This is a genomic window from Bacillota bacterium (assembly GCA_040757085.1).
Classification (GTDB): Bacteria; Bacillota; Sulfobacillia; order JACIYH01; family JACIYH01; genus JACIYH01.
In genome coordinates, this window is record JBFLXJ010000017.1 from 107147 (window position 1) to 131481 (window position 24335).

Here is a 24335-nt window from a genome sequence, read left to right on the forward strand (position 1 = left end):
CCACGCGCGGGCCTTCATGGCGCGGGGGAGCGGGAGAAGGCGAGGTAGTGGGCGTACTGCCGGCGCTGGCGGCGGAGGGCGGTCGAGGAGGCGGCTGGCGCGTCTATGAGTGCGGCGAGGTAGTCCGCGTGGACGGGGCGCAGGGCTACCAGGGCATGGCGGGAGCCGGAAGCGGGGTCGCGTACCTCAACACGCTGCTCGCTGGCCACGGGGCAGGTGGTCGGGTACAGGATGGCAGCGGAGCGGCCCGGCGTGCTGAGGGCGTACATGGCCAGCTGGTAGAGCATGTCCCGCGGAGGGGGATTCTCCCAGAGGTCGCGGTACTTGGCGTCGAGTACCGCCGCCGGCGCAGGGGCGGGACCCGATGGGCCAGCAGCGGCAGTGGCGGGTACGACGAGCATGTCGGGACGGGGCGTGGGCGATGCCCGGCCGCGAGGGTTGTAGTCGGGGTGGTAGCCGAGCATTCCCGTGAGCCGGCATTCGGGGCGTACCGTATATCCCTCCAGATTCTCAGTCAGGAAGCGCGTGAGCAGCGTCTGGAAGAACCGGTTCATGTCGAAGAGGAATCCCGGGAGTTGCAGCGGGTGCGCCTCGCCGTCGGCAGACAGCCCCTGGCCCTCCACCAGCATCTCAATCAGCGTCAGGGCGGGCCGGTAGGATCGGGTAAGCCGGTCCATTTGCAGGTGAAGCCGGCGGAAGGTGGGGCGGTCGAGCCGCGCCGGGGTAACGCCGTCCGCCAGCAAGGCGGCTACCCTGCGGAGGTGTCCCCGCAGGGCCACGTCCTCGGTGATGGTCGTCCCAAACTGCAGGCCCGCCAGGAGTACCTGGTTGGGCAGGCAGTCGGCGAGGCGGGGATGGTGCCAGCAGGGCAGGGCAGCTTGGGCAGGGTGCCGCCGCGCCAGGGTCGCAAAGTCGATGCGGCCCCGCGGTGCCGGGAGTACCTCGTGCCGGCGGATGTAGCGGCGGTGCAGGCCGCGGGCGGCGAGCTCCCCTGCCTCGGCGGCCAGTTGGTGCAGCAGGAGGTCGGGGAAGGACAGTTGCCCTGCGGTGATGTCAACCTCACCCACCAGCCTGAGCTGCCTCAGGCCGTAGGCGTAGCGGAGCAGGGAGAGCAGGGCCGGACCCGGGATCTTGGGCTCGATGCTGATGTGCAGGGGGCCCAGGCGCAGGATGCCCACGTAAGAGCTGGCACGGATGCGCAGGCCGTCGACCAGCTCGAGGACCTCCAGTATCCCCTCCCGGGACAACTCTTCAGCCAGCCGGCGGGCGCCCGGGTGAGCGGACAGGTTCAGGCCCACCAGCTTGCTGCCGAGGGGATCACGCGGATCAGGGGCAGCCGTCTGCCATTCGCTCATGTGCAGGCGAATGGCACCGCCCCCGCTCGCCCTCTCCCCGTTCCGGCCCTCACCGTCCATGGTGACCCCCCACCGACCCCAGCACGCCTGCTGGGCCTTCAACTCTCCTCCTCTTCGGCGGCTTCGGCCTCGGCCCGGATGGCCTCCGGCGAGGTGATGATGTCCGGAGCGATCGCACGCAGGGCTTCCAGCAACTCCTCCTTGCGGTTGGGGTCGAAAAGCTCCTCCCGGAAGCGCTGGCGGGGGAGGTCCACCAGGCGGTTCCCCAGGATGTTCTCCAGGGTTGCATAGTCCTCGTAGCAGTACTCCTGCAGGAGCGGCAGGATGTCGTCCCTCAGGACGCGCACGAGTTGCTCGAAGGTGGTGACAGGGCGCCCGCGGTGCAGGAGGTAGGAATGGCCGATTTGCAGGTTGCGGGCGTCGCGGCCGATGTACTCGCAGATGCGCTCGTTGACCGCCTCCAGCCAGCGACCCAGGGGGATCCCCTCCACTACCGCATCCGCGAGGACGCCGGGATCGGGCATGAGTTCGACGAACCCGAAGCGCCGGCGCAGGGCGGTGTCCAGGAGGGCGATGGAGCGGTCGGCTGTGTTCATGGTGCCGATGATATACACGTTCTCAGGCACGCGCAGGATCTCGCCCGAGAGCGGCAGCAGGATGGGCTGGTTGCGCCTCGATTTCTCGAGCACGGTGAGGAGCTCGCCGAAGATGCGCGGGATGTCGCCGCGGTTGATCTCGTCGATGATGAGGTAGAAGTTGCGGTCCGGGCGCGCGGCGGCATCCCGGCAGAGCCGTTTGAAGATGCCCTCTTGCAGGGTGAAGCTGAGCTGCCCCTCGATGTTCTGAGGGCGGTAGCCTTCGATGAAGTCCTCGTAGCCAAAGGCGGGGTGGAAACAGCACATCCGCACCAGGCCTCCCGCCTCTCCCACCGAGCCCACCACTGCCTCCTTCTGAACGGAGGCCAGATCACCGAAGGGCTTACCGAAGGCGTGGCGTGCCGCCAGTTCGCGGGCGGTCCATTCCGCCCAGTAAGTCTTGCCGGTGCCCGGCGGCCCGTAGAGGATCACCTGCCCCTTGCGTTCCAGGATGTCCTGGATGCGCCTGGGAATGCCCGTCAGTGCGTCGAGGCGAGGTGGCGGAGGCTGGGCCCGGGATAGCCTTTCTATCTGCACGAGTGCCCGGTAGTCCCTTATCTCCGAGAGCAGGGCTGTCTCACCCATGGGCGCCAATCCCAGGGTGCTCAGATTCACCTGCCGCAGGCCGTCCCCTTCGGCGAGCCACTCCACGGGCACGCGATGGGGGAAATCCGGCTCCTCGCTGAACATGTAGGCACCCGCCACCCGACCGATGCCGAGTACGTTCTGGCCGCGGACCACGACAACGATGTCCCGCTCGGAAACTCGGGTCACGAACCAGTTCATCTGCCTCGCCAGAGTCAGCGCCTCCTGCGCCAGGGACGGATACGCAGTCGAGATCTTCCCCGCCAGGTTGTTGATGCTCTCTTGCCTCGGGGCCAGCCAGGATAGGTCACCGAGCGCAGGAAAGCCCAGCGCCATGACCTGGCGGTCTCGCATCACATCCCACGGCGGCGCGTGCGGTCCGAGATTGAACCCCCAGTAGCGGTGGGGGCTCCCGAAGTGCCCCTTCAGTACCGCGGTCAGGTCACTCATGGGCCAGCCGAAATCGGTCGCCAGGCGCACGTAACGCCCAGCAGCCACGTACCGCCCTCGGTGGTGTGGAGGCTCCTGCAGCAGCTTCACCAGGTAAAACCTTTGCCAGAGTTCGCTGTGAAAGTGGTCGAGCTTGTCCGGGTACAGGAGGCTCAGGTACTTGTGCCCCCAGGCGGTGTCGCTCACATCAGGTGCCACCTCGTCCAGGCGGTGCTGAAGTGCGAGGTATTGTTCGTCTGAGGCGCCCGGGGGGAGTTCCGCCAGGGCACGGCTCGCCTGGATCAACTGATCCCTGTGCCGGCGGGCGATGACGATGGCTTCTTCCACTGTGATGGACTTCGGATGTTGGGGAGTCCCCGTGATCCACGCGCCGGTTTCCTTCTGGCGGTAAATCTTGTAGTTGAAGGCACTTCCGCCCCCGATGCCACCGAAATAATCGGTGCGGAATTCGTCGTCGTTCTTGGACTCCAGCCAGTACACTAAGCTATCGTGGTTGGAGTGGTGGTGCATGGTTTCCAGCAACGCTTCCCCATCGAGCCCGGCCAACACCTCGGGACCAAACCGCTCCCGAAACCTTGCCTGGTTCTCGCGGATCACCTGCTCACCGACCAACTTGCCCTCGGAAGCAAGCTTGTTGTACACGGAGACCAACTGGTCCCTGACAGCTTCGGGTACTGGCAGCGACATCGTTTCCCCTCCAGCTTTGAGTTAAAATGGCGCTACCTACCTGCCCAATTCTACACCCTGGTCGTGTGCGCCTGCCCTCCTTTCACCCGTATTGGCCGCACCCTTTACTGCCGCTGAGCCGAGGGACTCCACGACTTACATGTAGCTCATCACCCAGAGGCAACGCTCTCTCGGGCCGATCATTCCTCCCGTGCTGGCTCTTTGGGTTGAGTATTGGGGCTCGCCCACATGGAGGTCGCAGACTACCGCCCGCAGTGGCTGGTCCGCCACAGGTGGCAGAGTAGGAAAAGTATCCCTCCATGTCGTACTACCGAACGAGCTACCGCGTGTGCGAATTGGTGGTAGCGAATGCGGTGGCTCATCTCGCTTGGTTAACCAATTGCTTACAATTCCGATTGGGTCAGCGAAGGGAAGCAGGTTGTGTCTGTAATGCATACGGAGCGGGGTATCCGCCGCCGGGCCAGGTGATCAAACAGGGCAGGGAGTGGCAGGTGATGCATCTCTCGGCGCGGCTGACGTGGCATGACGGCGGGTGGGACGGGAGGATCTGCAGGAACCCTACCGGGAACGTCTGGTGCCTGATGCACGAGCACATCCGCTCCTCGCGGGATGATGAGCGGGAAGAGGCGCACAAGGGAAAGCTGCTCGCGGATATTCGGGACTGGGGTCCGCCGTGCGGACGGGACCCCGGCGCGTTCTCGCCGGTGGGATACCGTATCACGCACCGTGATCCCCTCGACTGGCGCGGCTTGCCACCTGCGGAAGAAGAGATCCCGCCGTATTCCTGGTGCGCCTCCCCGTACGGTCGTATGTTCTCTTCCGACCCGGAGGCGACGTGGGAAAGCGATCCGGTAGAGCAGGAGCGGCGGCTCCGGGAGTTCTGGGCCAGTGTCAAACCGGGGCGTTCCCTGGTGTTCTTCTACCTTAACCACGCCAACCCACTGCAGGACGAAAGCGGTACCCGCCTCCTGGTCGGGATCGGGCGGGTCAAGGAGATAGGGCTGCTCCAGTACTTCGGCCAGAGCCCGAAGTACCCGGGGAAGAAGTTCCCGGTATGGTCCCGTCGCGTCACGCACGACTATCCGCGCCAGGGGTTCCGCCTGCCCTATCAGGAGTACGTGCAGCTCGGCCTGGACCCCAGCGGCATCCTGTGCCCGATTCCGTCGTCGGCGATCCCGGCCTTCTCCTATGTGACCGAGCACGTGACGGACGACGTTGCCATCGCCGTCATCGAGCGTGCCATCCAGTCCCTGCAGGCCGTGATCAGCGAGGGCAGAGTCCCCGGGAACTGGGGTGAGGCCCTGGCATGGCTTAACGATGTGCTGGCCGAATGCTGGACCGGCCGGGGCCGCTATCCGGGGATAGGGGCCGTGCTGGATCACCTGGGGTTCGGTCAGGGCGCGGTCTTCCACTACAGGGTGCTCGCTCCCATGGCGGAGAGGGGCGATGACCCGCTCGCCTACGTGATCGCCCTGCTCGAGGGCCGCGAGGAACTCACGGACCCTTCCTACGCCGGCGGTCTCAGGGCGGCCGCGCAAATGTGGGGTCAACTGCCCCAGACACGCAGGGAGTTGCTCAAGACCCTTTGCCGGTTCGAGCTCACCAGGGCGCAGGTGGATCGTATTGCGCACCCTCAGAAGAGGGCGGAGGCAGGCATTCCCGCCGACGACCGGCAGCTGATCGAGAACCCTTACATCATCTGCGAACGCGATGCCGGCGGCTGGGACCGGGAGCGGAGGGAGCCGTCGCAGCCGGTGGCCTTTGAAACCATCGACCACGGCATGCTGCCGGGAGGTGAGGCGGCATGGGCGAAGGGGCATGTGGACCGCATTGCGCCAAGCGATAGCGGGCGGGTACGCGCCCTGCTGGTGGAGGTCCTCCGTAGCGCGGCCAACCAGGGCGATACCCTGTTGCCCCTCGGGGAGGCCGTGGCGAGGGCGCAGAGGCTGCTTCCCGATGCCCGGTCATGCCACCCCGACCCGGAAATCATCCGGGCCAATGCCGCCTTCTTCGGGGAAGCCCTGGCCCTGGATTTCGACGCCAGTCCGGCCACGGTGGCGCTTGACTGGCTGGCAGACATGGAAAAAGACATCCGCAACGTTGTACTGGAGTTCCTGGGTAAGACGTACCAGCCCAGTGGGTTAGACTGGGCGCAGATCATCCGGAGCATCCCGGGTGCGATCCCGGCCGACGCCGACGAGCGGGCCGTCGCTGAGGCCCTGGTGGGGCAGGCCAATGCCCTCGAGCTGGTCTTCCGATCCCGGTTTGCCGTCATCCACGGGCCGGCCGGGACCGGGAAGACGACCATCGTGGCGGCGCTTCTGCGGGGCATCGAAGAGACGGAGGGCAGAAGGCCCGTACTTCTCCTGGCCCCTACGGGCAAGGCCCGGGTCCGCCTGGCAGAGAAAACCGGTCTCAAGGATCGGGCGTTCACCATCCACCAGTTCCTCCTCCGGAACGGGTGGTTGAGAGAGGAGAACTTCACGCTGAAGCTCTCAGGGGGCCAGACGGAGGGGGCAGCTACCGTCATCGTCGATGAGGCCTCCATGATCACCGTCGACCTGCTGGCCACCATGCTGCGAGCGCTCAAGAAGAACGAGGTGCGGCGCTTCATACTGGTGGGGGATCCCAACCAGCTGCCCCCCATTGGCCCGGGCCGGCCGTTCGTGGACATCATCTCGTGGCTGGAGCAAGATGAGACTATCCGCCGCTACGGCCGGCACGTAGCCCACCTGCACCAGCGGGTCCGTCACAAGCACCGCAGTAGCGAAGCCCTCCGGCTGGCGGATGCCTTCGCCGCCGAGGACCCCAGCCCGGATGACGACGCCATCCTGTCCGCGGTGGCGCTCGGGCGGGTCGATCCCGCCTCGGACCTGGAAGTTCACTACTGGAACGACGCAGTCGAACTGTCGCACCTGCTCTCGGAACGCATGAAGGCCGTCCTTGGGGTGGCGGCAGACGGTCCCAAACCGTGGGACACCCTCGATGAGTCGCTGGGTCACGGCAAGGAGAAGCCGCATCCCGAACGCTGGCAGATACTGAGTCCGGTGAGGGGCGAGTTGCACGGCACCAGCGAACTCAACCGAGTCATCCAGCGTACCTACCGGCGCGGCCTGATGGTTACTGCGAAACCGAGACCGTTCGGTGAGCAGGAGATCGTCTGGCGCGACAAGGTCATCCAGATCGCCAATGCGCGCATGCCCTGGTGGGACGGGAAACAACAGCGCGAGGAGTACGTGGCCAACGGCGAAGTGGGCCTGGTGGTGGGGACGCAACGAAAGGGTAAGCACGGCAAGCCCCCCTGGGACGTCCTCTACGTTCGCTTTCCCGCCCGGGATTTCGAACTGCAATACCGGCGCCCGATCGTCGACAGTTACCTTGAGTTGGCCTACGCCATCACCGTGCACAAGGCCCAGGGGAGCGACTTCGACTACGTCTTCCTCATCATCCCCCAGAAGGCACCCACGCTTTCTCGCGAGCTTCTCTACACCGGCCTCACCAGGTTCAAGGAGCGCCTGATACTGCTCATCGAGAAGGACTGCGGTCCGCTCCTCCGTTGCCGCAGCCCGGAGGCGTCTGCCACCGCCCGGCGCAACACCAACCTGTTCTCACTGCAGATGCGCCCCGAGACCGTTGGCCCGTACCGCCCGGATCTCCTCATCCACCGCACGCGCGAGGGGATCCTGGTGCGCTCGAAGTCGGAGGTGGTGGTGGCCGACGTCCTCACCAGCGTCCTGGGCGAGGGCTGCTACAGGTATGAGCAGAAGCTGGAGAACCCGGCAGATCCCCGCGACTTCCGCCTGCCGGACTTCACCATCACTTATGCGGGCGACACCTTCTACTGGGAGCACCTTGGCATGCTCGGCAACCCGGCCTATCGCCAGGAGTGGGAACGCAAGCGGGCCTGGTACGAGGGCCTGGGCATCCCGGTGGTGGGCATCGGTGCAGCGCCGGGTCAGGAGCCGCCGCACCCCACACCCCCGTTCGTCATTACCTCAGCGGACGGGCAGGACGGCAGCATAGATGCCCGGGAGATCGCCCACCTGGCTCGCAGATGGATAACCGGTCCGAGCTAGGACCGCAACTACCTTCGCAGGGTCACCACGTGCTGGTCTAGCCCGAGGCGCAAAACCTCCAAGCGGCCTGAGGCGGGAAGTATCGTGTCGATGAGTGCCGGTTGAAACCGGAACGGGAACAAGCTTGGGCTATGTAACAGATGCTTCAGCGTTGCCGTACCGTCCGGCCGCGTATATAGCCATGCCTCGACTAGCCAGGAAATGAGTTGGGGATCATCGACTGTGAGGGATAAGCCCGGGAGATAGACGCCTTTCGTGTTGCTATCTCGGAGGACGCCCCAGTCGACATAAGAACGCAGGACACGGCGACAGGCCCTGGAAACCGTCTCTCGTTCCCCATACTGCTCCCGCACCCGCCGCTGAACATGGGCTGCCGCGGCTGAGCCCTGGAGCTTGAGGAGCCGGCCGACAATGCTCGCCACAGCCCCCCAGAACGGGTAGGCCGCCATGACCATCCCCCAATGGACCGGAAGACGGTTGGTGGGGGAAAGGCGCCGGAGCAACTCCAGCCCGTGGGCACGCAAGGAGTCAAGCTCTCGTGAGGTCTGGGCCCAAACCTTCACCAGTATGGTAATAACCTTCTCACGGTTGCTACGTTCAGCATGCCCGCCGATAGATACCTTATCCTCCAAGAGATCGCCTAGGGCCGCCACTACGGTGGCCCGGTCGCTTCCGGCGAGGACGAGGTTTGCTGTCACTTCGAGCCACTCAAGCCGGATACGCTGGCTAATACCGATCTGATTGGCGCGCGAAGTCATGAAATCCCTCCCTTCTGCGGTGTGGACGGCTGGTCGAGCTGCAAGGGAACAGCGCGAATGGCTGATGCCTCTTCGATCTGCACAAACGGTACAATTACCTCTTCGATGCAAATGCCGCCGTGGCTGACGACCCGTTCACCACGCGGGACGAAGGCGGCACGTCCGGGAGCAATCAGTGGGAGGCAATCTTGGGGAAGCCCGACTGGTTCCCATTTCAAGGCGTCGCGGAACCGGGCGTGTACCCTGTCGCGGAGCAGGGTGTCCGAGTAAATCCGCACCCGCTCACCCCGAGCGTCGGCCACGGCCCCTTCCGTCGGGCGGCCACAACCCTCAGCTTCGATGTTGCCGTGGTCCGAGGTGAGAAAGACCAGGAACCCGTGGTCGTGGAGAACTTTGAGCAGATTGCCCAGATAAGGCTGGCAGGCCCACTGATGCACCTGGTTGTGCATCCCCGCCATGCCCAGTTCCATCCCGTGCATAATCCTGTCAACTTTCTCGATGACTAGCCCGGAGACTCGAATTCTCGGGTCAGAGAGCAGCTCCGCTACATCCTGGAGGTCACCATCTCCCAATCGCTTAAGGTAGAGGACCTCGTCTTGGCTCAACCTCTGGCCCACCCAGAACTGCGTCCACAGTGCGGAGTCGTTGTCAGTCCTGTGGATGCTAGCCGGAAACAGAATAGGGGGCTTGGCTGAAAACGCAGCCTGGCGCGAGATCGAAGTAACGGTGGGAATCCACGCAAAAACCGCCGCTTCGCGAAAGCATAAGCTCGACCTCTGAAGCTTGAGAGCGTCTCGGAGGATGATCCACTGGTCCAGCGCCAGTCCATCGACAACCACCAGGGCTACTTTGCTCTTCGAACTGGATCCCAGATGGTGGGCCACATATCGGGGGATATGGTGAACCATGGCTGGGGGAATGGCCGGCAGAGTGCTGAGCCCTGAGTACCGCTTCACCAGCCACGCGGTGAAAGCGGCATCTATTCTGGAACGTAAATCCGAGAACCTGTCCCTGGTGGTCGGGTCCATAATGCTAGTCCCTTCTAGCGGTCGGTGGACCAGGATGGTCAGTTCAGCCCACTGGCGTGCGAAACGTAACCAGCTTTCATGCCTCGCGTCCGGGGCCGGAATGCAGGACCGAACGCTCTCGATTAACGTGTTTAGTCGGCGTGCACGATCTTCGGCTGGATCGGTGTGGATGCCAACACCCACCCAAGTCTTGCGAAGTATCCCTGCATCCTCGTGAGAAGTGGGTTGGAGCAGCCGCTCAGCGAACAGGTTGTCCAGGTAAACCCGGACGTCGCCGTCGTCGAAAGGTAGGTCAACAGGACCGTTGAACGTCAGATCGTAAGGTTGGGTCCTCTGGCGGACGTGGGTTCCCCCGGCTTGGGCAGCGATGCGTTCCACAAAAGCCGGCCAGCGTTCTTGCAAGAACGCAAAGAAGGCGTCCCGGTCGGGAACAATGGACTCGAGTGGCCAGTCCTTGAACTTGTCATTCTGTTTCAGTAGTTCAATGAACCTTTCGTCCAAGACGGGAGGTACACGCTGCATGCGGTAGTGGCGACGGAGAAGTACACGCAACAGGTCCTTAGGTTCCTTGATGAGCTCGGGCGCGATCTCGAAGACATGCCGGAGGATGAAGTCTTTCGTGGCGTTATCACCGAGGAGACCCGGTGCATATCTTCGCTGAGCCTCGTCCAGCGGATCGAGATCGCCACGGTCAAGGGCCGCCACAATGGGATAGCTCAAATGAGGGAAAATCTCGCCCAGACTGAAGGAAAGTCGGCGCCCAACCTGGAGCAGGTCATAAGGCAACTGATTGAGATGCCGGGACTCGCACGGCAAGACCACCACCAGAGCTACGCCTTTTCCCTCGTCCCACTGAGAGCGGAACTTGGATTCGTACGCGTACCGGAAAGCGACGTGATCCTCGAAGGGGATGACCTCAAATCCTTGCTCCTGGATGGCTGCGAGGATCCCTTCCTCGAGCAGAAGACCGTCCGGGTCCGCCACCAGGGTGAGGCGTGACACTTTGGAAGTGAACTCCCTGAGGATCCGATCCCGCCAGCTACTCACCGCCGCCACCCTCTACACGGATCAGGAGCAGGCAGGTCATCTCTGGAGATACCTGTGCTCTACGCTCGAGTTCTTCCCAGGTGCTCCGCTCTTGCCTGGCCAGGAGGTTGAGGCGGTGGCCTCGCACCTGCGGAAGCCCAATCCGTTCGATGGCTTTGCGCCTGGAGGCAAAGGCGTAGGCGGCCTTCTCTCGCTCACGCGCGATGTGGGCCTTGTGTTCCTGGACAAGTGCCTCGTAGACGGGCCTTCCGAATTCTTCAGCTGCCTTTTCCAGCTTTGCGAAGGCGGTCGCGGAGGACTCGGCATCAAGCGTGGAGTGGAGCAACGGAGTGGCGACGAGAAGTTGGTCCCAGATATGCCTTGCCGTGGGAATGAATACCTTGTTGCTGTCCGACAAGAAGAGTGGTACGACTCGCGTGTACCGGGTCTCGGGCCCTGAGTCGCCCACTGCAGAGATCTGCCAGAGAGACCAAAAGCCCTGGATTTCCCGGGCAACGCCCGGCAGGGATACCACGGGGACCGGTTGCCCGGGAACAAACCGTGGCAGGCGCATGGCCAGGCCTCGAACCCTGGGGTCTTCCAGTGTGAGGTGCCGGGCGGTTGGGAATTGTTCTGCTTCCTTAGCCGAAAAGACCACATCGACATACACTTTACCATCTGGCCAGGTGAGGTCCCAGTGGTGGCCGTGACGTTCTGCCTTGCCGCCATGGGCGTTGAGATAGTTGACTGTCATACGCTCCACCCAATAGGGTAGGGGGTGCGTCAGTAGCTTGTGCGCCTCCCCCGGGTCGAGCACAGGCGCCGGCCCAAGAATAGAGGCGTTCGCTTGCAGTCCGCGAATTTGCCTCTCAATCTCGGCGATTGCCGTGTTCACGGAGTCCTCCACCTTGTCCGGATTCAAGATCGCCTCCAGATACAGGTCCTCGAACACCCGCCCCGCCTGGGCCGAATCGAGGACATCGCCCGTTTTATCGACGCGGAGCTCCTCAAGAATCACCGCGAGCTTCTCTTCCAGGACTTCCCGGACCCGATGCTCCACGGATTCCTCAAGAACAAAGTTGATCGCTCTTACCGCATGCTTCTGCCCGATGCGGTCCACGCGGCCGATCCGTTGCTCAAGCCGCATGGGATTCCACGGGATATCATAGTTGATGACCACGTGGCAGAACTGCAGATTCAAACCCTCTCCGCCAGCATCTGTCGAGATGAGAATGCGGGCTTCATGGGCAAAGGCCTCCTGAACCCGCCTCCGCTCCTCCAGATCCATGGAGCCATTGAGGCAGACAACCGTGAATCCCCGCTCGCTCAGAAACTGATGGAGCATTTCCTGGGTAGGGATGAACTCCGTGAACACGAGCAGCTTGAAGTTTGGGTCGCCTTCTTCGGCCTGAAGACGGTAAATCCAATCGAGGAGGGCCTCGGCCTTTGCGTCAGGGGTAGCCTCCTCGCACCGGGCGGCGATTTCCAGAAGGCGCTTAACCTCGGCGCGTTCGTTCCTTAGGGCCGTAAACCGAACTGGCAACAGTGCTTCCAACTGCTGCTGGCCATCCAACTCTCCCCACTCTTCTTCAAAGTTCAAAGGGAGGAGGGAGAGATGCTCCTGCGGATTGTTGAGGGCCTGCAACCGCCTTTCCAGCGCCGTACGGATGGCGCGAGTGCTGGAGACGACCAGGCGTTGCATCAATATCATCAGGAACCCGATGTAGGTGCGCCTTTCCCGTATCGCCTCGTTATATCCGTCCCGGACGTACTCGCTTACGGCCTGGTAAAGCAAGCGTTGGTCTTGGTGCCGCTCCCCCCAGGAAATCGGAACGAGCTGCGTGTACCGAGGTTTGAAGAGCGGCCTTCCCTCAGTATCAATGGCACGGCGTTTCTCCGTCCGGATGACGTAGGGCTGAATGCGCTCCCGGGTTACGCTTTCGGCATCGGGGAACGCCCGGGGGTCAATTAGGGAAACCAGCCGGTGGAAGGCGTCGGTCTTACCCTGATGTGGGGTCGCCGAAAGAAGTAAAAGATAGGGCGCTGCCTCGGACAACCCCCGGCCAAGTCTGAAGCGGGCCACCTGGTCGGTGCTGCCCGCCAACCGGTGGGCTTCGTCTATGATGACGAGGTCCCAGCCCGCCCAGATCAGGTCTTCAAAGCGCTCCCGGTTGTATTGCTCTACCTGGGCTGCCGTCCAGCCACGGCGTCTGTCTATGGGCTTCACGGCGTCCATAGGTACTACTACCTGCGAGAACATCTGCCAGACGTTCGGTTTGGAAAATCGCACACTGCTAGTCGTAAGCTCTCGGTTGCCGGCGGGCTGGTGCGCGCTGTCGGCCAGGCGGCGCAAGTTGGGGGCCCCAAGTTCCGGGCCTCGAGGCACGGGGCCGAGGTTCCTGTAACCCGGTGCACCCAAGTCAGAGCCGGACACGGAGAAAACGCGCCGCAATGCCTCCAGGTCCTCCGGAAGCACGACCTTGAAATCTTCCCCAAAGTGAAGACGCATCTCGGCCACCCATTGATCCACCAGGCCCTTGGGGGCAACCACCAGGGTGCGTTTTACGAGCCCCCGTAGCTTTAGTTCCCGCATAATCAACCCGGCCTCGATGGTCTTACCCAGTCCCACTTCATCGGCAAGGAGGTAGCGAACGCGGTCACCAGAAACGGCGCGGGACAGGGCCAGGATCTGGTGGGGGAGTGGGATGATTGAGGACCCGATGGGGGCAAGCAACACATCCTGTGTGAGCGCATCCGCCACGCGAGCGGCAGCAGCGGTGTATTGGATGTGATCGGGCGAAGCGGTGCCGGCACTCTCCAGCGGCACCAGCCTGGAAGCGGAAATACGCACCACGACATCCCGGCTCGGCAGCCACACCCGGCAGATGGTCTGGCCCCAGATGGTCTGTGCCTCGATCACCTGGCCGAGTTCCCCGTGGTCGCAACTGTAGAACCATGCACCCTGGGCAAGGTCACTGGTCACTTCCGCTTCCTACCTACAAACCTGTGCTTGTGTTTCTCCCACACCGCATCCGCATCGATCCCCGCATTTATGGCGCTTCTCAGCCTATCCAAGGCCGCCTTGCTGTAACCCTTCAAAGTCGTTGCCTTTCTTCGCAAGACCTTGAAGCACTCTGGATCTTCTTGAATACCAAGCTCGAGTATAAGAGCGCTGGTCCTGGGTCCGGACAGGTTGAGTTTCTGAGCGATGTCATCCCGGCTTAGGTTATACTTATCCCAGATGTTGACCTCATGCTTGATCACGGTCCCGACAACTGGCTCACCCTCCTTTGCCACCCGGACGGCAAGGTCTGCATCTTTCTTGATGCGGAGGTAAATGGGGATGCCTTCGCCCTGACTGTCTAGCCTGAGTTGAGCAATCTCGGGAAGGATGATGCTCCACTCCTCCCCCCGCCGCCTGCGTTTGATCACCTTCCGCAACTCCCTTTCGGTTACCCGTTGTGCGTCGTCGCGGATTGCTGTTGCGAAGGCAAGGATTGGTCGGAGTCTTGCCGCAGCCTGAACACCTCTACGCCTGCCGGACTGCAAGAGGTCGTCCACCTGGCGCAGTTCGCTGTCTATTAAGAGTCTCAAGTCTTTGGGAGGACGAGTCGATATGGGCAAGACACGTTCAGGGATGGAGTCCGCAAGTCTTTCTTTGAAAACCCGGTAGAGCAGATCATCGAAAAGCGTCACGGCAGCCTGGGCCTGCAAATAAAGGAGGTCTTCCGACACCTCTTGGTAGTAATGAACGGAGGTATCCCGGTAGGCGTCGAGAATCGACAACGTGGACCGTTCATCCGCAGAGATTACCTGTATCTCGTTGTGTGCCACCTCCAGACACTTGTCAAAACCATACGAGTATTTCTGCCCCTTAGTATGTACTGTCCCGGTCTTGTCCATGATAACCGCCTTCAGGAGCATCTCGAACGCGTGATGAAGGAGAATCAGCACACCTTCGGCGCGGCCCCGGTCGTGGGGCCGGTTGAATAGTTCGATGCCAAGCACAATGGAGTTAACGGCGCGTTTCTTCAGTTCAGCCACATGCCGCTTGCATCGAGGCATGAAGCGTCACTCTCCTGTACGGGTCACAGCCTGGTCGTACCACATAAGTAACTTCGGGTCTTCCTGCAGTATGGTCTCGGGTATTTTCCGGGCGACGGTGATGATCGTGGCGTAGTCCCGCTCTTGCCAGGCCTTCCTGAATCCGGCGCGGACGGCTTCCATGCGGAATATCCTGAGACAACGTTGGGACGAGGCCTTGTATTCTTCAAATTCACGCAGCAGAGCTCGCTCGCGCAGCTTCTCTAAGTCACCTGCCTTGTTTGGGTCAGGCACGTACCAGCGATCTTTTGCGGCGGCTATGAGTACAGGGTGCTGGGTGACTAGCCCCACTATCTCCTCGGCAGCCCGTCCCGCAGTGAGTTCTTCCTGCACAAGCTTGCGTAGTCTTTCGCTCTGCCTGATCCAGGCCACTAGTTGGGTGGGAATGGGGCCCCTCCCGTCGTAGACGAGGAAATTCTGCTGCAGAAGTTCTGATAGCTCGAGGGGTTTTTCGTGCTTCTGCCATCCGCCGATCTCCCGTAGGAACTGGGGGTGGAGTTCCTGGAATGTCTGTGGCTTCCTGGTGAGTTGCTGTTTGAGCCACTGGATGGCCGAAGACTCATCGATGACGAAGAGCTGAAGCTGCAGGACATCCTTCACCGTCATGCGCTTCCGGTCATATTCAGCCGCCTGATCCGGCAGGAAGTACATCCCGTCGCGCTCGGGAAAGCGCTGGCCCAGACCCTGATAGAACTCTGCTGCCGAGAGCGGAACGGTCACGCCCCGCCGGACGTGGAAAGCCACCATGCGGTCAAAAAGCAGGTAATTCATCCGCTCTGCGATGACCTCGGCTTTGCCGTCTCTCGCAACAAAGACCGGAAGGTGTCTTAGGTGTGTGCGAACGAAGTCCCACACCCCTTCTTCGGTCCCGGCCACGAGCCTGAACCGTTGCTCCAAACCGGCATTTGGCTTGTAGCAGGAGATGATGATGTCTTGCTTCACTGCAGCCGCACTCGTTAGCTGTTTGAACGTTCCCTGCTTCTTATCCAGCGTGCGTACATCGGCAACTACGAATCCCGCAGCTTGAAGCGCCTGCAAGATGGCGTTCCACACCCGGTTCTGGGAATTATGAAACTCGACCGTCATCCAGCGACCGGGTTTGAGCACGCGGTAGCATTGCTGAAAACAGCGGGTCATGAGCTGCTGGTACTCCATGGACCCCTTGCCCTGGGTTTCGTTCTCTATAGCTTCCGGCTTGTTGTTGGTGAAGACCTTGAGCCAGCTTTCCCACAGGAAGTTGAGTTCGGAGTACATCAGGTTGCCCCCGAAGGGCGGGTCCGTGAATATGTAATCACAGCTAAATTGTGTTCCGCCCTCCACAGACGTGCTGCGGGTTTCAGTCAAGACGGATGGAATATCTGTGTTTTTAACGCGTGCAATACTCTTAGGCAAGCGATTTCGCCAAGTCTCAAATGGCTGAACTTCGACGGAAAACGAAGGTATATACAAAGTGCCCGAGAGCGGTGTCCCCACCCATCCGCCACCGCCGTGGAAATAGTAAGAAGTGAGAAAACGGGTGAGTTTGCTTTGCCGTATGGCGAGGCTGTCAAATTGGTACAGAAGCTCACGGCTCAGGCTGGATGCTAGAATCGCTCTTGCAAATGTGCAGAGCACCCACAAGTTTCGCTTGGTGTAGAAATGGTGCACATGGGTGATGCCAGCATGATAGCCAGCTCGCCAAGTATCCCCCCATTGCTCGCCCTTGAACATCATTGGCTGCGTGGGGAACCAGTACGGGATGTCGCTTTGCTCAATTTTCTCGATCAGAGCCAAATCGAAGACGTCGGGCCCTTTCTCGTAGCGCTCGTTGCCCACGGAGTAGTTGATAAGCACGGGGACCTGCTTGGCCTGGCGGATGGTCTGTCCGATGGCCTTGTCGAACTTGGTGACCCACGTGCGCTCCATGCAGCGCTTGGTGAGCATGGCTGTGCAATGGGGACAGGGGAATTGGTCACGTACCGTTCCCGCTTCTCTGTCCACTGCGGCCTCCCAGAAGATCACCTCCCGGGCACATTCCGGGCAGACGAAAACATCGGACCAGACGGTGTAGTTGATCATTCCAACGGGAGCGCCCTGAGCCTTGAGTCCGTTGACGAATGCTCGGAGTTCGTCCTCAGACTTTGCCGAACGTACCTTCTCGGCGAGGCTTTCAACGTAGGCTTGATCAGCCGGGCCGCTCCCGGGTAGGTTGCTTCCCCCAGTTGCATCAACCAGCGTTGCGTACATCCAGCCGCATTCCTCTTCCACTTTCTTGAGGATGTGCATGGCCTCGCGCTCGAAGGCCACAACGTCCACCGGCGTGTTGTAGTTGTACGCGATGAACGTGGCGGCCGGCGAGAGGTCGTTGAGTACGGCGATGCGTGGGCCCAGTTTCGAGAAGGGCTTCCAGACCGTCTTGACTTTTCCGTCCGCGCCCCTTTCTTCCTCGGGTTGATAGATGATGCCCTGCTCGTCAACTTTGTAGCCCAGGGACTCGACCGTGGCCTTGTCGCCGCACAGTTGGGCCGCTACCCCAGTCATCCCTGTACCGCAGAAGCCATCGAAGACGATGTCTCCTGGTTCCGTGTAGTGCAGGATGTAGCGCATTATGGCCTTGTGCGGTACCTTCGTGTGGTACGAGTGGGCGTTGTAGATGGGATCGTTCTTGCCCTCGCTCACGTCCGCCGCGAAGGGCTCCCGGCGGTAGTGGTCTGTGGCTGGGTCGTAAGGCTTAGCGTATTGCCGGATGAAATCCCCGATAAATGGGTTTGGGCACGCAGTGTAATACGGCGGATCGGACAGGGCAAGAATATCGTTGATGGTGCCGTGGGGAAAGCCGACCTCGTCCTTCCAGCGCTGCAGCAGGTCCTTGCCCGTTTCCCCGTAACGCATCCGCTCAGCCAGCTCCCGAAGGGTCTGTTCGTTGCCCATGGGCCAGTTCTCCACGGACTTCATGCGGTTGTAGGCGTCCTCCACTGAGGTGAATGGGACCCCGCCCAACTTTGTGTGCAATTCCTCCAGCCCGACCCGGAGCTTGTCGAGGAAGTAGGCGCGCCTGGCCTCATCGTTCTCGAAGGTTAGCCCGAGGCACCGAACCTTACCCCCGCTCGTCGCGGTCTGGTTGTTAAGAAGACTCCCTAGACCGGGTTGTGTGTTCATGATGCTGCATCTTCCTCTTTTCGGTGTTCCGTCTCCCCGGACCCCGGGTCCGGCCATCTCTTCCGCAATCGAATTGCCCGCTATTCCAGGATTACACGCACTTTGCCCGGGTCCTTGCCCCTCGCGAGGTCCTCCAGGAATTCCTCGAAGCGCTTCTTCAAGTCACCGAGGGTGGCGGGGGAACCGCCGGTGAATAGGGCCGCGCGGAGGTCTTCCATCTTGATGGGTACTCTCACGAGGCCAGAAAGCACCTCTTGCAGAGCGTGGATGAACGCCTGGTCAATCTTCTCTGGTAACATCCGCCGGCTCATGAAACCCTGTAGAAGCTTCTTGGCCTCGGGCTCGAGCAGGTCCAGGTTGCCTTGTGCGGTAGGATCCTCCAGGTTGTCGAGGAGTGCCGCGGTCCAACTTTCCATCAGCGCATCGAGCCTTTCGTCCAAGGCGTCCAGTGCCAAAGCAGCCGGCACGGTCACCGGCTCCAGTGCCGGTTTATAGCCGCAGTGCGGGCACACGGGCGACATTTCCAGATCGTGTTCTGCGAGGGAAAAACATGACCGCAAGCTGGCGAGGCGGTTCTGGAAGTCGGCCAGCTCCTGGCGGGGCAGGAGGTCAATAGTGGAGAGACTCTGCAGAACCTTCAGCCGGCTATCGGTAGTGAGTTGAGCCTTGCGTTTGTCACCATTCACCCCCAAGCGTGCTCTTGTGTGCGCAGAAAGATATGCCTGCCGGTAGGCGTTCTTTAATTCCGCGAGCTGGCGGTAGGCTTCTTGACGGAAGGCAACACTACGGCGCCTGGCGGGATCGCCCAACTGGGACAGGACCCCGTCCCGCACTGTCTCCATCTTGCTAACCAATTCGTGATCGCCAGGCAGTACCGCCTCAGCTGTGGCGAGGTACGAAGCCACGGCCCCGAGGTCGTTTACCAGGCTCTGAAGTACTTCCACTTCTTCCAGCGCGGAGAGACCTGCCCGCTGCGCGGTTACTTCCGGAACATCGTACCGCAGGTTCTTCAATTTCCCCGGGGAGGTATATACCTGGAGCGATTCCAGGAACGCCTTTGTGTCATCCATTTGGGAACGCAATCTCGCCCCCTCTTGGTCGCTCACGAGGCTCTTGCCCCAGAAAACCAACCCGCCTTTCAGAGCCTCCTTCGCAAGGACCAGTCTTTGAAGTTCTAGTTCTACGGCCTTTTGCAGCTGTTGTACTGGCTCCTCTTTCCCCTGGGTGACCAACTGTGCCATCCCCGGCGTCAGTTTCAGAAGCTCGAAGAGCGCCTTGAGCGCGGGCAGGTTCCATTCCTTGGGGTGCTCTATGTGCTTAAAACGGGTGAGCTCATCGACTGGAGTCGACGCCAATTGGGCAACCCCGGTGGCGTCGAATTTCTTCCCGGGAATTGCCAGAACTACATCGCCCGAGTACACCAGGGCGGCCAGGATAACAACCAACCACTCTGGCTCCAGACGGTACCCCTTGTCCGGTGCGAAGTACTCGACACCCGACACGTCTTGGAGAAGCTCGCTACGGTTGACCACCTGGCCCGTGCCCTTCTTGGCTTGGATCTCGAGAACGTAGTTTGCATACCTCGACTTGTAAGGGACCAGTCGCTCACCGTCCAGGAGTTCCAGGGCATCGAGTACGGCTGTTGCAGGTTTGCCATGGCTTTGCCCGGCGATGGCTCGCAGGGCATCCTGAGCAGCCTGGGCCCGGTTGGCTGTGGTGATGATCACCGGGAACGAAGGGTAAGCTGGAGCCGCGTTCTCAAAGTGAGCCCGAAGGCAGGTCCCCGCCACGGTGTTCACCAGATCGCGGAAATTGATCCGCTCCGGAGTGGCTGAGATCTCCCGCACCAGCCTCCCTTCAAGCCACTCAACGAGTGGCTTGGCTCGCCCCCGGTAAGTGACTTCGAAGGCCGTGGAAACGCCTTGCCTCAGCCATTGAACGAGTTTATCCAGGAACCCGGATGCCTTAGATTCGTAGGTTGACTTTGTGTGCCCGGAGGCAGTCGAGGCCAGATCCAGGGCCGCAGCGTAGTTACGGAGGGCCATGCGGAATGCCTCGTCCATACCTTTCATGCGGAAGAAGACTTCATCCGGCTTCTTGTCGTCTCTAAAGTCAGGGGGATCAAAGGGCTGGAGGAAGTAAAGGTAAAAATCGCGCGGCGGCACTGCTGTCGAGCGCTCGTTGGGTGCGCCGAAGAAGAGATACCCCAGGCGCGTCGCCCTACGATCTGGCCACGTCAATTCGTGCTGCCATATCCTGTAGCCAGTCACGTAGGTGTGGTCGGTGCACTCCATGACCCGCTTAAGGGCTTCGTAGTAGTAGCGGTTGAGTTGGGAGGGCTCGAGAGTCTCGGCTCGCTTTTCGATCAAGGCGTCGAAGTCCTCGGTCTTCTTTAGGTCTAGATAATACTGGCGGTTCTCCGGGTTAAAGGAAATGAACTGTCCACTCACCGTCTTGTGGATTTCCCGAAGCACGGTTTCCACCAGGGTCAGCAAGTCGTCCGCCGGCTCCCCGCCCAATTCTTCGATTCCGGGCTGAAACAGGCACAGGCCGTCGCGCAACTCCTCGGCGGTAGCACCCAGGGGGACGTGAATGTCCCCGGTTGTAAGGCGGTGCACTGACAGGGCGTGGATGATGCGTATGGCCATGGGTTTGTAAGCAGGTCGACTGAAAGCCCGGTCGACTCGACTCTCCAGTACCTCGCTACAGCCGATCACCTCCCTGATGTCGGGGTCCGCGCGGAAAGCCGCGTTTTCTCGTAGGGTGGCCCAGTAACTGTCCCATGCAATCAACCCCGGCCTGTCGGTCGGGACCTCCTGGTCGAGAAGCTTCTGCATGGTCCGCGAAAGGGTTTTGAGCACCTCGCGTTTCTCAACGGCCTTGATCTGTTCGAAGACATCGACGTAATCAGCGTGGACGGGGAACAGGCGAACGAATTCGTCCATGCGTTCGTTCATGCGCCCGTAGAACTTGGCAAACGGCGTGAGGTAGTCACGGATCTTGGCTAGCTGGTCCCCGGTTTTTTTTAGCAAACGCTCGGCCACGACGAATTTGATGTCCGTGCGGGCTATCAGTACCTCCTCAAAGCGGTCCTTGACGCGGCGGATGCTGTCGGCCGCGAAGGAGAAGCGGGGGTTGTCAAACAGGGCCTCCTGCACCCCGGCGATAAAGCGGAACCGCAAGTCCTTGCATACCTCGCCGATCTCCCTCAGGAAGTTTAAGTCCAGGATGAGTTCCTGGTCCTTCCGCGTGCGCAGGTAATCGAGCAACTCGTCGATTACCAGCAGGAGCCCGTGGTCGGGGTACTCCTGGTGGAACGCGGCCATCATCTTCTCCAACGCTGGCTTGTTGCTCGGGACTTCCGCTGCTGACGGGAAAACGTAGCTCACACCCATATTCGCCAGGTGTTCTTCCAACTCAGCCACAACGATATCCCGTAGTGACATGGTGGTGGCTCCGATCTCGCTACGCACCACCTTAAATCGGCCGCCGATCTTGCTTGCGGCTTCGGCCACGTTGGGGTTATTAACGTGTGCGAGGAAATCCGCGTTTTCTGCTAGGGCAGAGAGCACCGACATGAGGTGCGATTTGCCTGTACCGTAATTCCCCACGATCAAGAGTGCCTTGTTGTCTGCGGGCCGGTCGAACTGGAGGTGAGGGATGACGAGGTCAGTGAGTTTCTCGGCCATTTGGGGGGAAATGACATAAGTCTCCACCAGTTGCCGGGCGAGAGGCTCCTTGTCTGCATCCCGCAATTGAACCACAGATTCGATCGGCTCAAATTGGATGAGGTCCCGGTATTTCACTTTCTCCGCCTCCTCTCCTGATATGCGGCTACCTCTCGTATCTCTGGCATTTCCTCTGTCTAACTCCCGTCGCACGGCGACCGCCGGTCCAGGTCTACGTACAGGAAGTCCTGCAAGGGGTACCGCCTATACTCTGGGTGCTCGGGAGTTGCATACGTGAGGTTTCCGTCACGAAGCGCGCCATTCCACGCAGCGACTGTAGTCCTGGTTCGCGAGAGGCCTTGCAGAAGGCGAAGCGGGTCCTGCCTGAGCGCCACGGCAAAAAGGATCTCGGTGTTGTCCAGCAGGACCACGTCACTCTTGAATGCCCTAACAAGTTCCGAGAGCAACTGCGGTAGTCGCACTGCCCGCTGCCGCTCCGTAAGATCCAGCATGCGCCGGGAGAGTTCGAGGTTGACATTTATCAGAGGAGCACCTGTGACCGCATGTACGCACCTGAGCACACGGGTCTTGCCCTTGCCCGCCGGTGCAATGACCAGAATCAGGCGATGATAGAGATCAACCGCCTGGCTCATCTTCTCTATAACCTGATGGGCGAACATCTGGAGTAAGCGATCTCCCACCGCGCTCTCCCGCTCCAAGGTCCCGTCACTCGGCAGACCCGCCACAACCTGATCGTGCGGAATGAATCCCTCACCCCTTCCGCCGTACCCAGCAATAGCCCCCGTCTCATTTCTCCAGAATGTGTTTCCATTCCTACCACATTGTGAGGACCCGTGGTTAGCCCAGGTCTTCCACGGGCGTCAGGGCGAATTGATTCACCGGTTAATGTTTCCGTGGTATCCGCGCCCCGGCAGAAAGCAAGCGTCCAGAACTCCGGGCACGAAACGTGGCGCCGCCCGGCGTGCTCGACTGGTCGTTATGTCTCGCGTTCGCGTGATTATTGCCCACTTACCCTTTTTGTGGTATCGTCTGACTTGAGGGATACAGAGGGACATACTGGTCACCATGTCCGACAACTGGAGTAGTATGTCTGCCAGGTATGTGCGGTTGCTTCCTGATCGTGCCGGCGGATAACAAATGAAACAGCAGATCCTGTGGGGGGAGGTCAATGCAGCAGCCGGATGACGAAAGTCCGCCAAGTAACCGTGTACCTGCTGAAGCCTGCAGTCAAATCCCCGAAAGAGGCACTGAAGTACGAGCGGGGTTTGACCGAATACAGACTCGACTCACGACTCACGTTTACCGGCTCTTTTTATGTGCAGACGCCAAGCCCCTGCGTCCCTGCGTGGGTGGATTTCGTGCAGGAAGGTCTGGTCGGCCAACTCAAGTCCCCGACAAGTGCGACCGTGTCTGCGGTTCTGCTCATCAGACGCGAGTGATCGTTGGTTCGCTATTACTTTCGGCTACGGGCGCAAGCTCTTGAGACCTGACTGCTTCGAACGTTCCTTCGGTTTGAAGGTAGTGCTCAACACCGTGGATCCCCTTAACCTGAGGAGCATTGACATGCGCACTTTTGAGGAGTTGACATTGCACACTCGCCGCCAGGCCAGTCGGGGAGCCAGCCTGAATACCTTTGGCGTCAACATTGCACAGGACCTGTTGCGGGCGGTCACCGGCAAGCCCAGGGACGAGGCCTTTGCCCGGCGTGTCTCCGGCGCGGATGCAGTCGTGCTGTCGGCAAGCCTGCGCTTCGACGAACTGGGACATAAGTGCGCTGAACTCCTCGAAGCGTACTCCAGCGAAAGGTACCGCCGGGATTTCGGTTTTGTTGACCAAATCCAGAAGATAGCTGACCCGGAGGTGGCGGAAGAGCTCAACAGGATGCTGATTGAGCGCCTGCAGACGGGAGACCTAAGTTTGATCCACCTTGCACCGCCTGAACCTGTCGAGTGGGAAGCAATTGAAGGATTCACTTATTCCACCGAGCACCACCGTGCAGTTCACGACGACCTCGAGGTGGACGATCTCTTGGCAACATTGAACAACCGCTGGCCTCTGTCGTTATCGCGTCTGAGGCGACACCGCATAGGTGTGAAGTACCATTCAGTGGAGCAACCCATCGAAAAGTGGACGCTGTATGACGCCATAGTGGCCGAGATTGTTCGCGACCGCCAGGTGTACGTCTTGTCAGGCGGCCATTGGTTCGAGGTGCACGAGCGCTTCGCGGATCGGGTGAATGCGATCGTCAGCAACTTGGGCTCGAAAACGTTTAGGCTTCTGCCGGCTCGGAAAGGCGAGCATGAGCCGATATACAACGAGCGCGTTTGCTCAAGTAACGGGTACGTTCTAATGCACGGTAGGAAGGCGATGCCTGCGGAGGGAACGCAGATCGAGTTGTGCGATATTTTGACGCCCGACGGTAAGCTCATACACGTCAAAAGAAGGAGCCGATCCGCCACCCTCAGTCACCTGTTCAACCAAGGGGTCGTCTCAGCCGAGGCTCTTGTCTACGACGAAGCGTTTCGGAGTCAGGTGAGGGAGATCGTGGCGCAACTCGACCCAGAAACCGCGAAACTCATACCAGCCGAGCGGCCTAATCCGTCCCGGTATGAAGTGGTCTTTGCGATCATAGGCAGGAGGGCAGGGAACTGGCCACTCTCTTCCCTTCTTCAGCCGACTGAGCCTCAAGAACAATGCCGATCGCCTACAACGCTTGGGTTATCACGTTTCTGTAGTTCAAATTAACGAGGTCGATGCGCTGTAAACTTGTCTGCCGGCTAAGCCTGCCCCGCTGGGGGAATAGT

At 60.8% G+C, this 24335-nt stretch carries 12 protein-coding genes; 3 read left to right on the forward strand and 9 right to left on the reverse strand.

The window, feature by feature from the left end; translation table 11 throughout:
• Positions 1 to 14: 14 nt before the first annotated feature.
• Positions 15 to 1457, reverse strand: coding sequence for a restriction endonuclease (locus tag AB1446_05675; protein ID MEW6546392.1), 1443 nt, complete (start codon positions 1455 to 1457; stop codon positions 15 to 17).
• Positions 1454 to 3712, reverse strand: coding sequence for an AAA family ATPase (locus AB1446_05680; protein ID MEW6546393.1), 2259 nt, complete (start codon positions 3710 to 3712; stop codon positions 1454 to 1456). Before AB1446_05680 ends, AB1446_05675 begins: the two co-directional genes overlap by 4 nt.
• Positions 3713 to 4293: 581 nt before the next feature.
• On the opposite strand from AB1446_05680, the gene AB1446_05685 reads away from it, so the two are divergent.
• Positions 4294 to 7788 (forward strand): AAA family ATPase, encoded by a 3495-nt coding sequence (locus AB1446_05685; protein ID MEW6546394.1) that lies wholly within the window; start codon positions 4294 to 4296, stop codon positions 7786 to 7788.
• 8 nt (positions 7789 to 7796) lie between these two features.
• On the opposite strand, the gene AB1446_05690 is transcribed toward AB1446_05685, so the two are convergent.
• The 7 genes from AB1446_05690 to brxF form a co-directional block, all read right to left on the reverse strand.
• Positions 7797 to 8546, reverse strand: a complete 750-nt coding sequence (locus AB1446_05690; protein MEW6546395.1) for a hypothetical protein — start codon at positions 8544 to 8546, stop codon at positions 7797 to 7799.
• Positions 8543 to 10621, reverse strand: coding sequence for a BREX-3 system phosphatase PglZ (gene pglZ / locus AB1446_05695; protein MEW6546396.1), 2079 nt, complete (start codon positions 10619 to 10621; stop codon positions 8543 to 8545). Before pglZ ends, AB1446_05690 begins: the two co-directional genes overlap by 4 nt.
• The gene (locus AB1446_05700) at positions 10614 to 13583 is read right to left on the reverse strand and encodes a helicase-related protein (protein ID MEW6546397.1); all 2970 of its coding nucleotides are present in this window, start codon (positions 13581 to 13583) and stop codon (positions 10614 to 10616) included. The genes pglZ and AB1446_05700 overlap by 8 nt, the downstream gene beginning before the upstream one ends.
• Complete coding sequence (locus AB1446_05705; protein MEW6546398.1) at positions 13580 to 14644, reverse strand: DUF3644 domain-containing protein; 1065 nt, start codon at positions 14642 to 14644, stop codon at positions 13580 to 13582. Before AB1446_05705 ends, AB1446_05700 begins: the two co-directional genes overlap by 4 nt.
• 27 nt (positions 14645 to 14671) lie before the next feature.
• A complete protein-coding gene (locus AB1446_05710) occupies positions 14672 to 17575 on the reverse strand; it encodes a DNA methyltransferase (protein MEW6546399.1) in 2904 nt (967 codons plus the stop codon).
• 347 nt (positions 17576 to 17922) lie between these two features.
• Positions 17923 to 21648 (reverse strand): DUF6079 family protein, encoded by a 3726-nt coding sequence (locus AB1446_05715; GenBank protein ID MEW6546400.1) that lies wholly within the window; start codon positions 21646 to 21648, stop codon positions 17923 to 17925.
• Positions 21649 to 21707: 59 nt separating this feature from the next.
• Positions 21708 to 22229, reverse strand: coding sequence for a BREX-3 system P-loop-containing protein BrxF (brxF, locus tag AB1446_05720; protein MEW6546401.1), 522 nt, complete (start codon positions 22227 to 22229; stop codon positions 21708 to 21710).
• Positions 22230 to 22712: 483 nt separating this feature from the next.
• On the opposite strand from brxF, the gene AB1446_05725 reads away from it, so the two are divergent.
• Both AB1446_05725 and AB1446_05730 read left to right on the forward strand, forming a co-directional pair.
• A complete protein-coding gene (locus tag AB1446_05725) occupies positions 22713 to 22970 on the forward strand; it encodes a DUF6119 family protein (protein ID MEW6546402.1) in 258 nt (85 codons plus the stop codon).
• Positions 22930 to 24276 (forward strand): DUF6119 family protein, encoded by a 1347-nt coding sequence (locus AB1446_05730; GenBank protein ID MEW6546403.1) that lies wholly within the window; start codon positions 22930 to 22932, stop codon positions 24274 to 24276. The genes AB1446_05725 and AB1446_05730 overlap by 41 nt, the downstream gene beginning before the upstream one ends.
• The last annotated feature ends 59 nt before the right edge of the window (positions 24277 to 24335 follow it).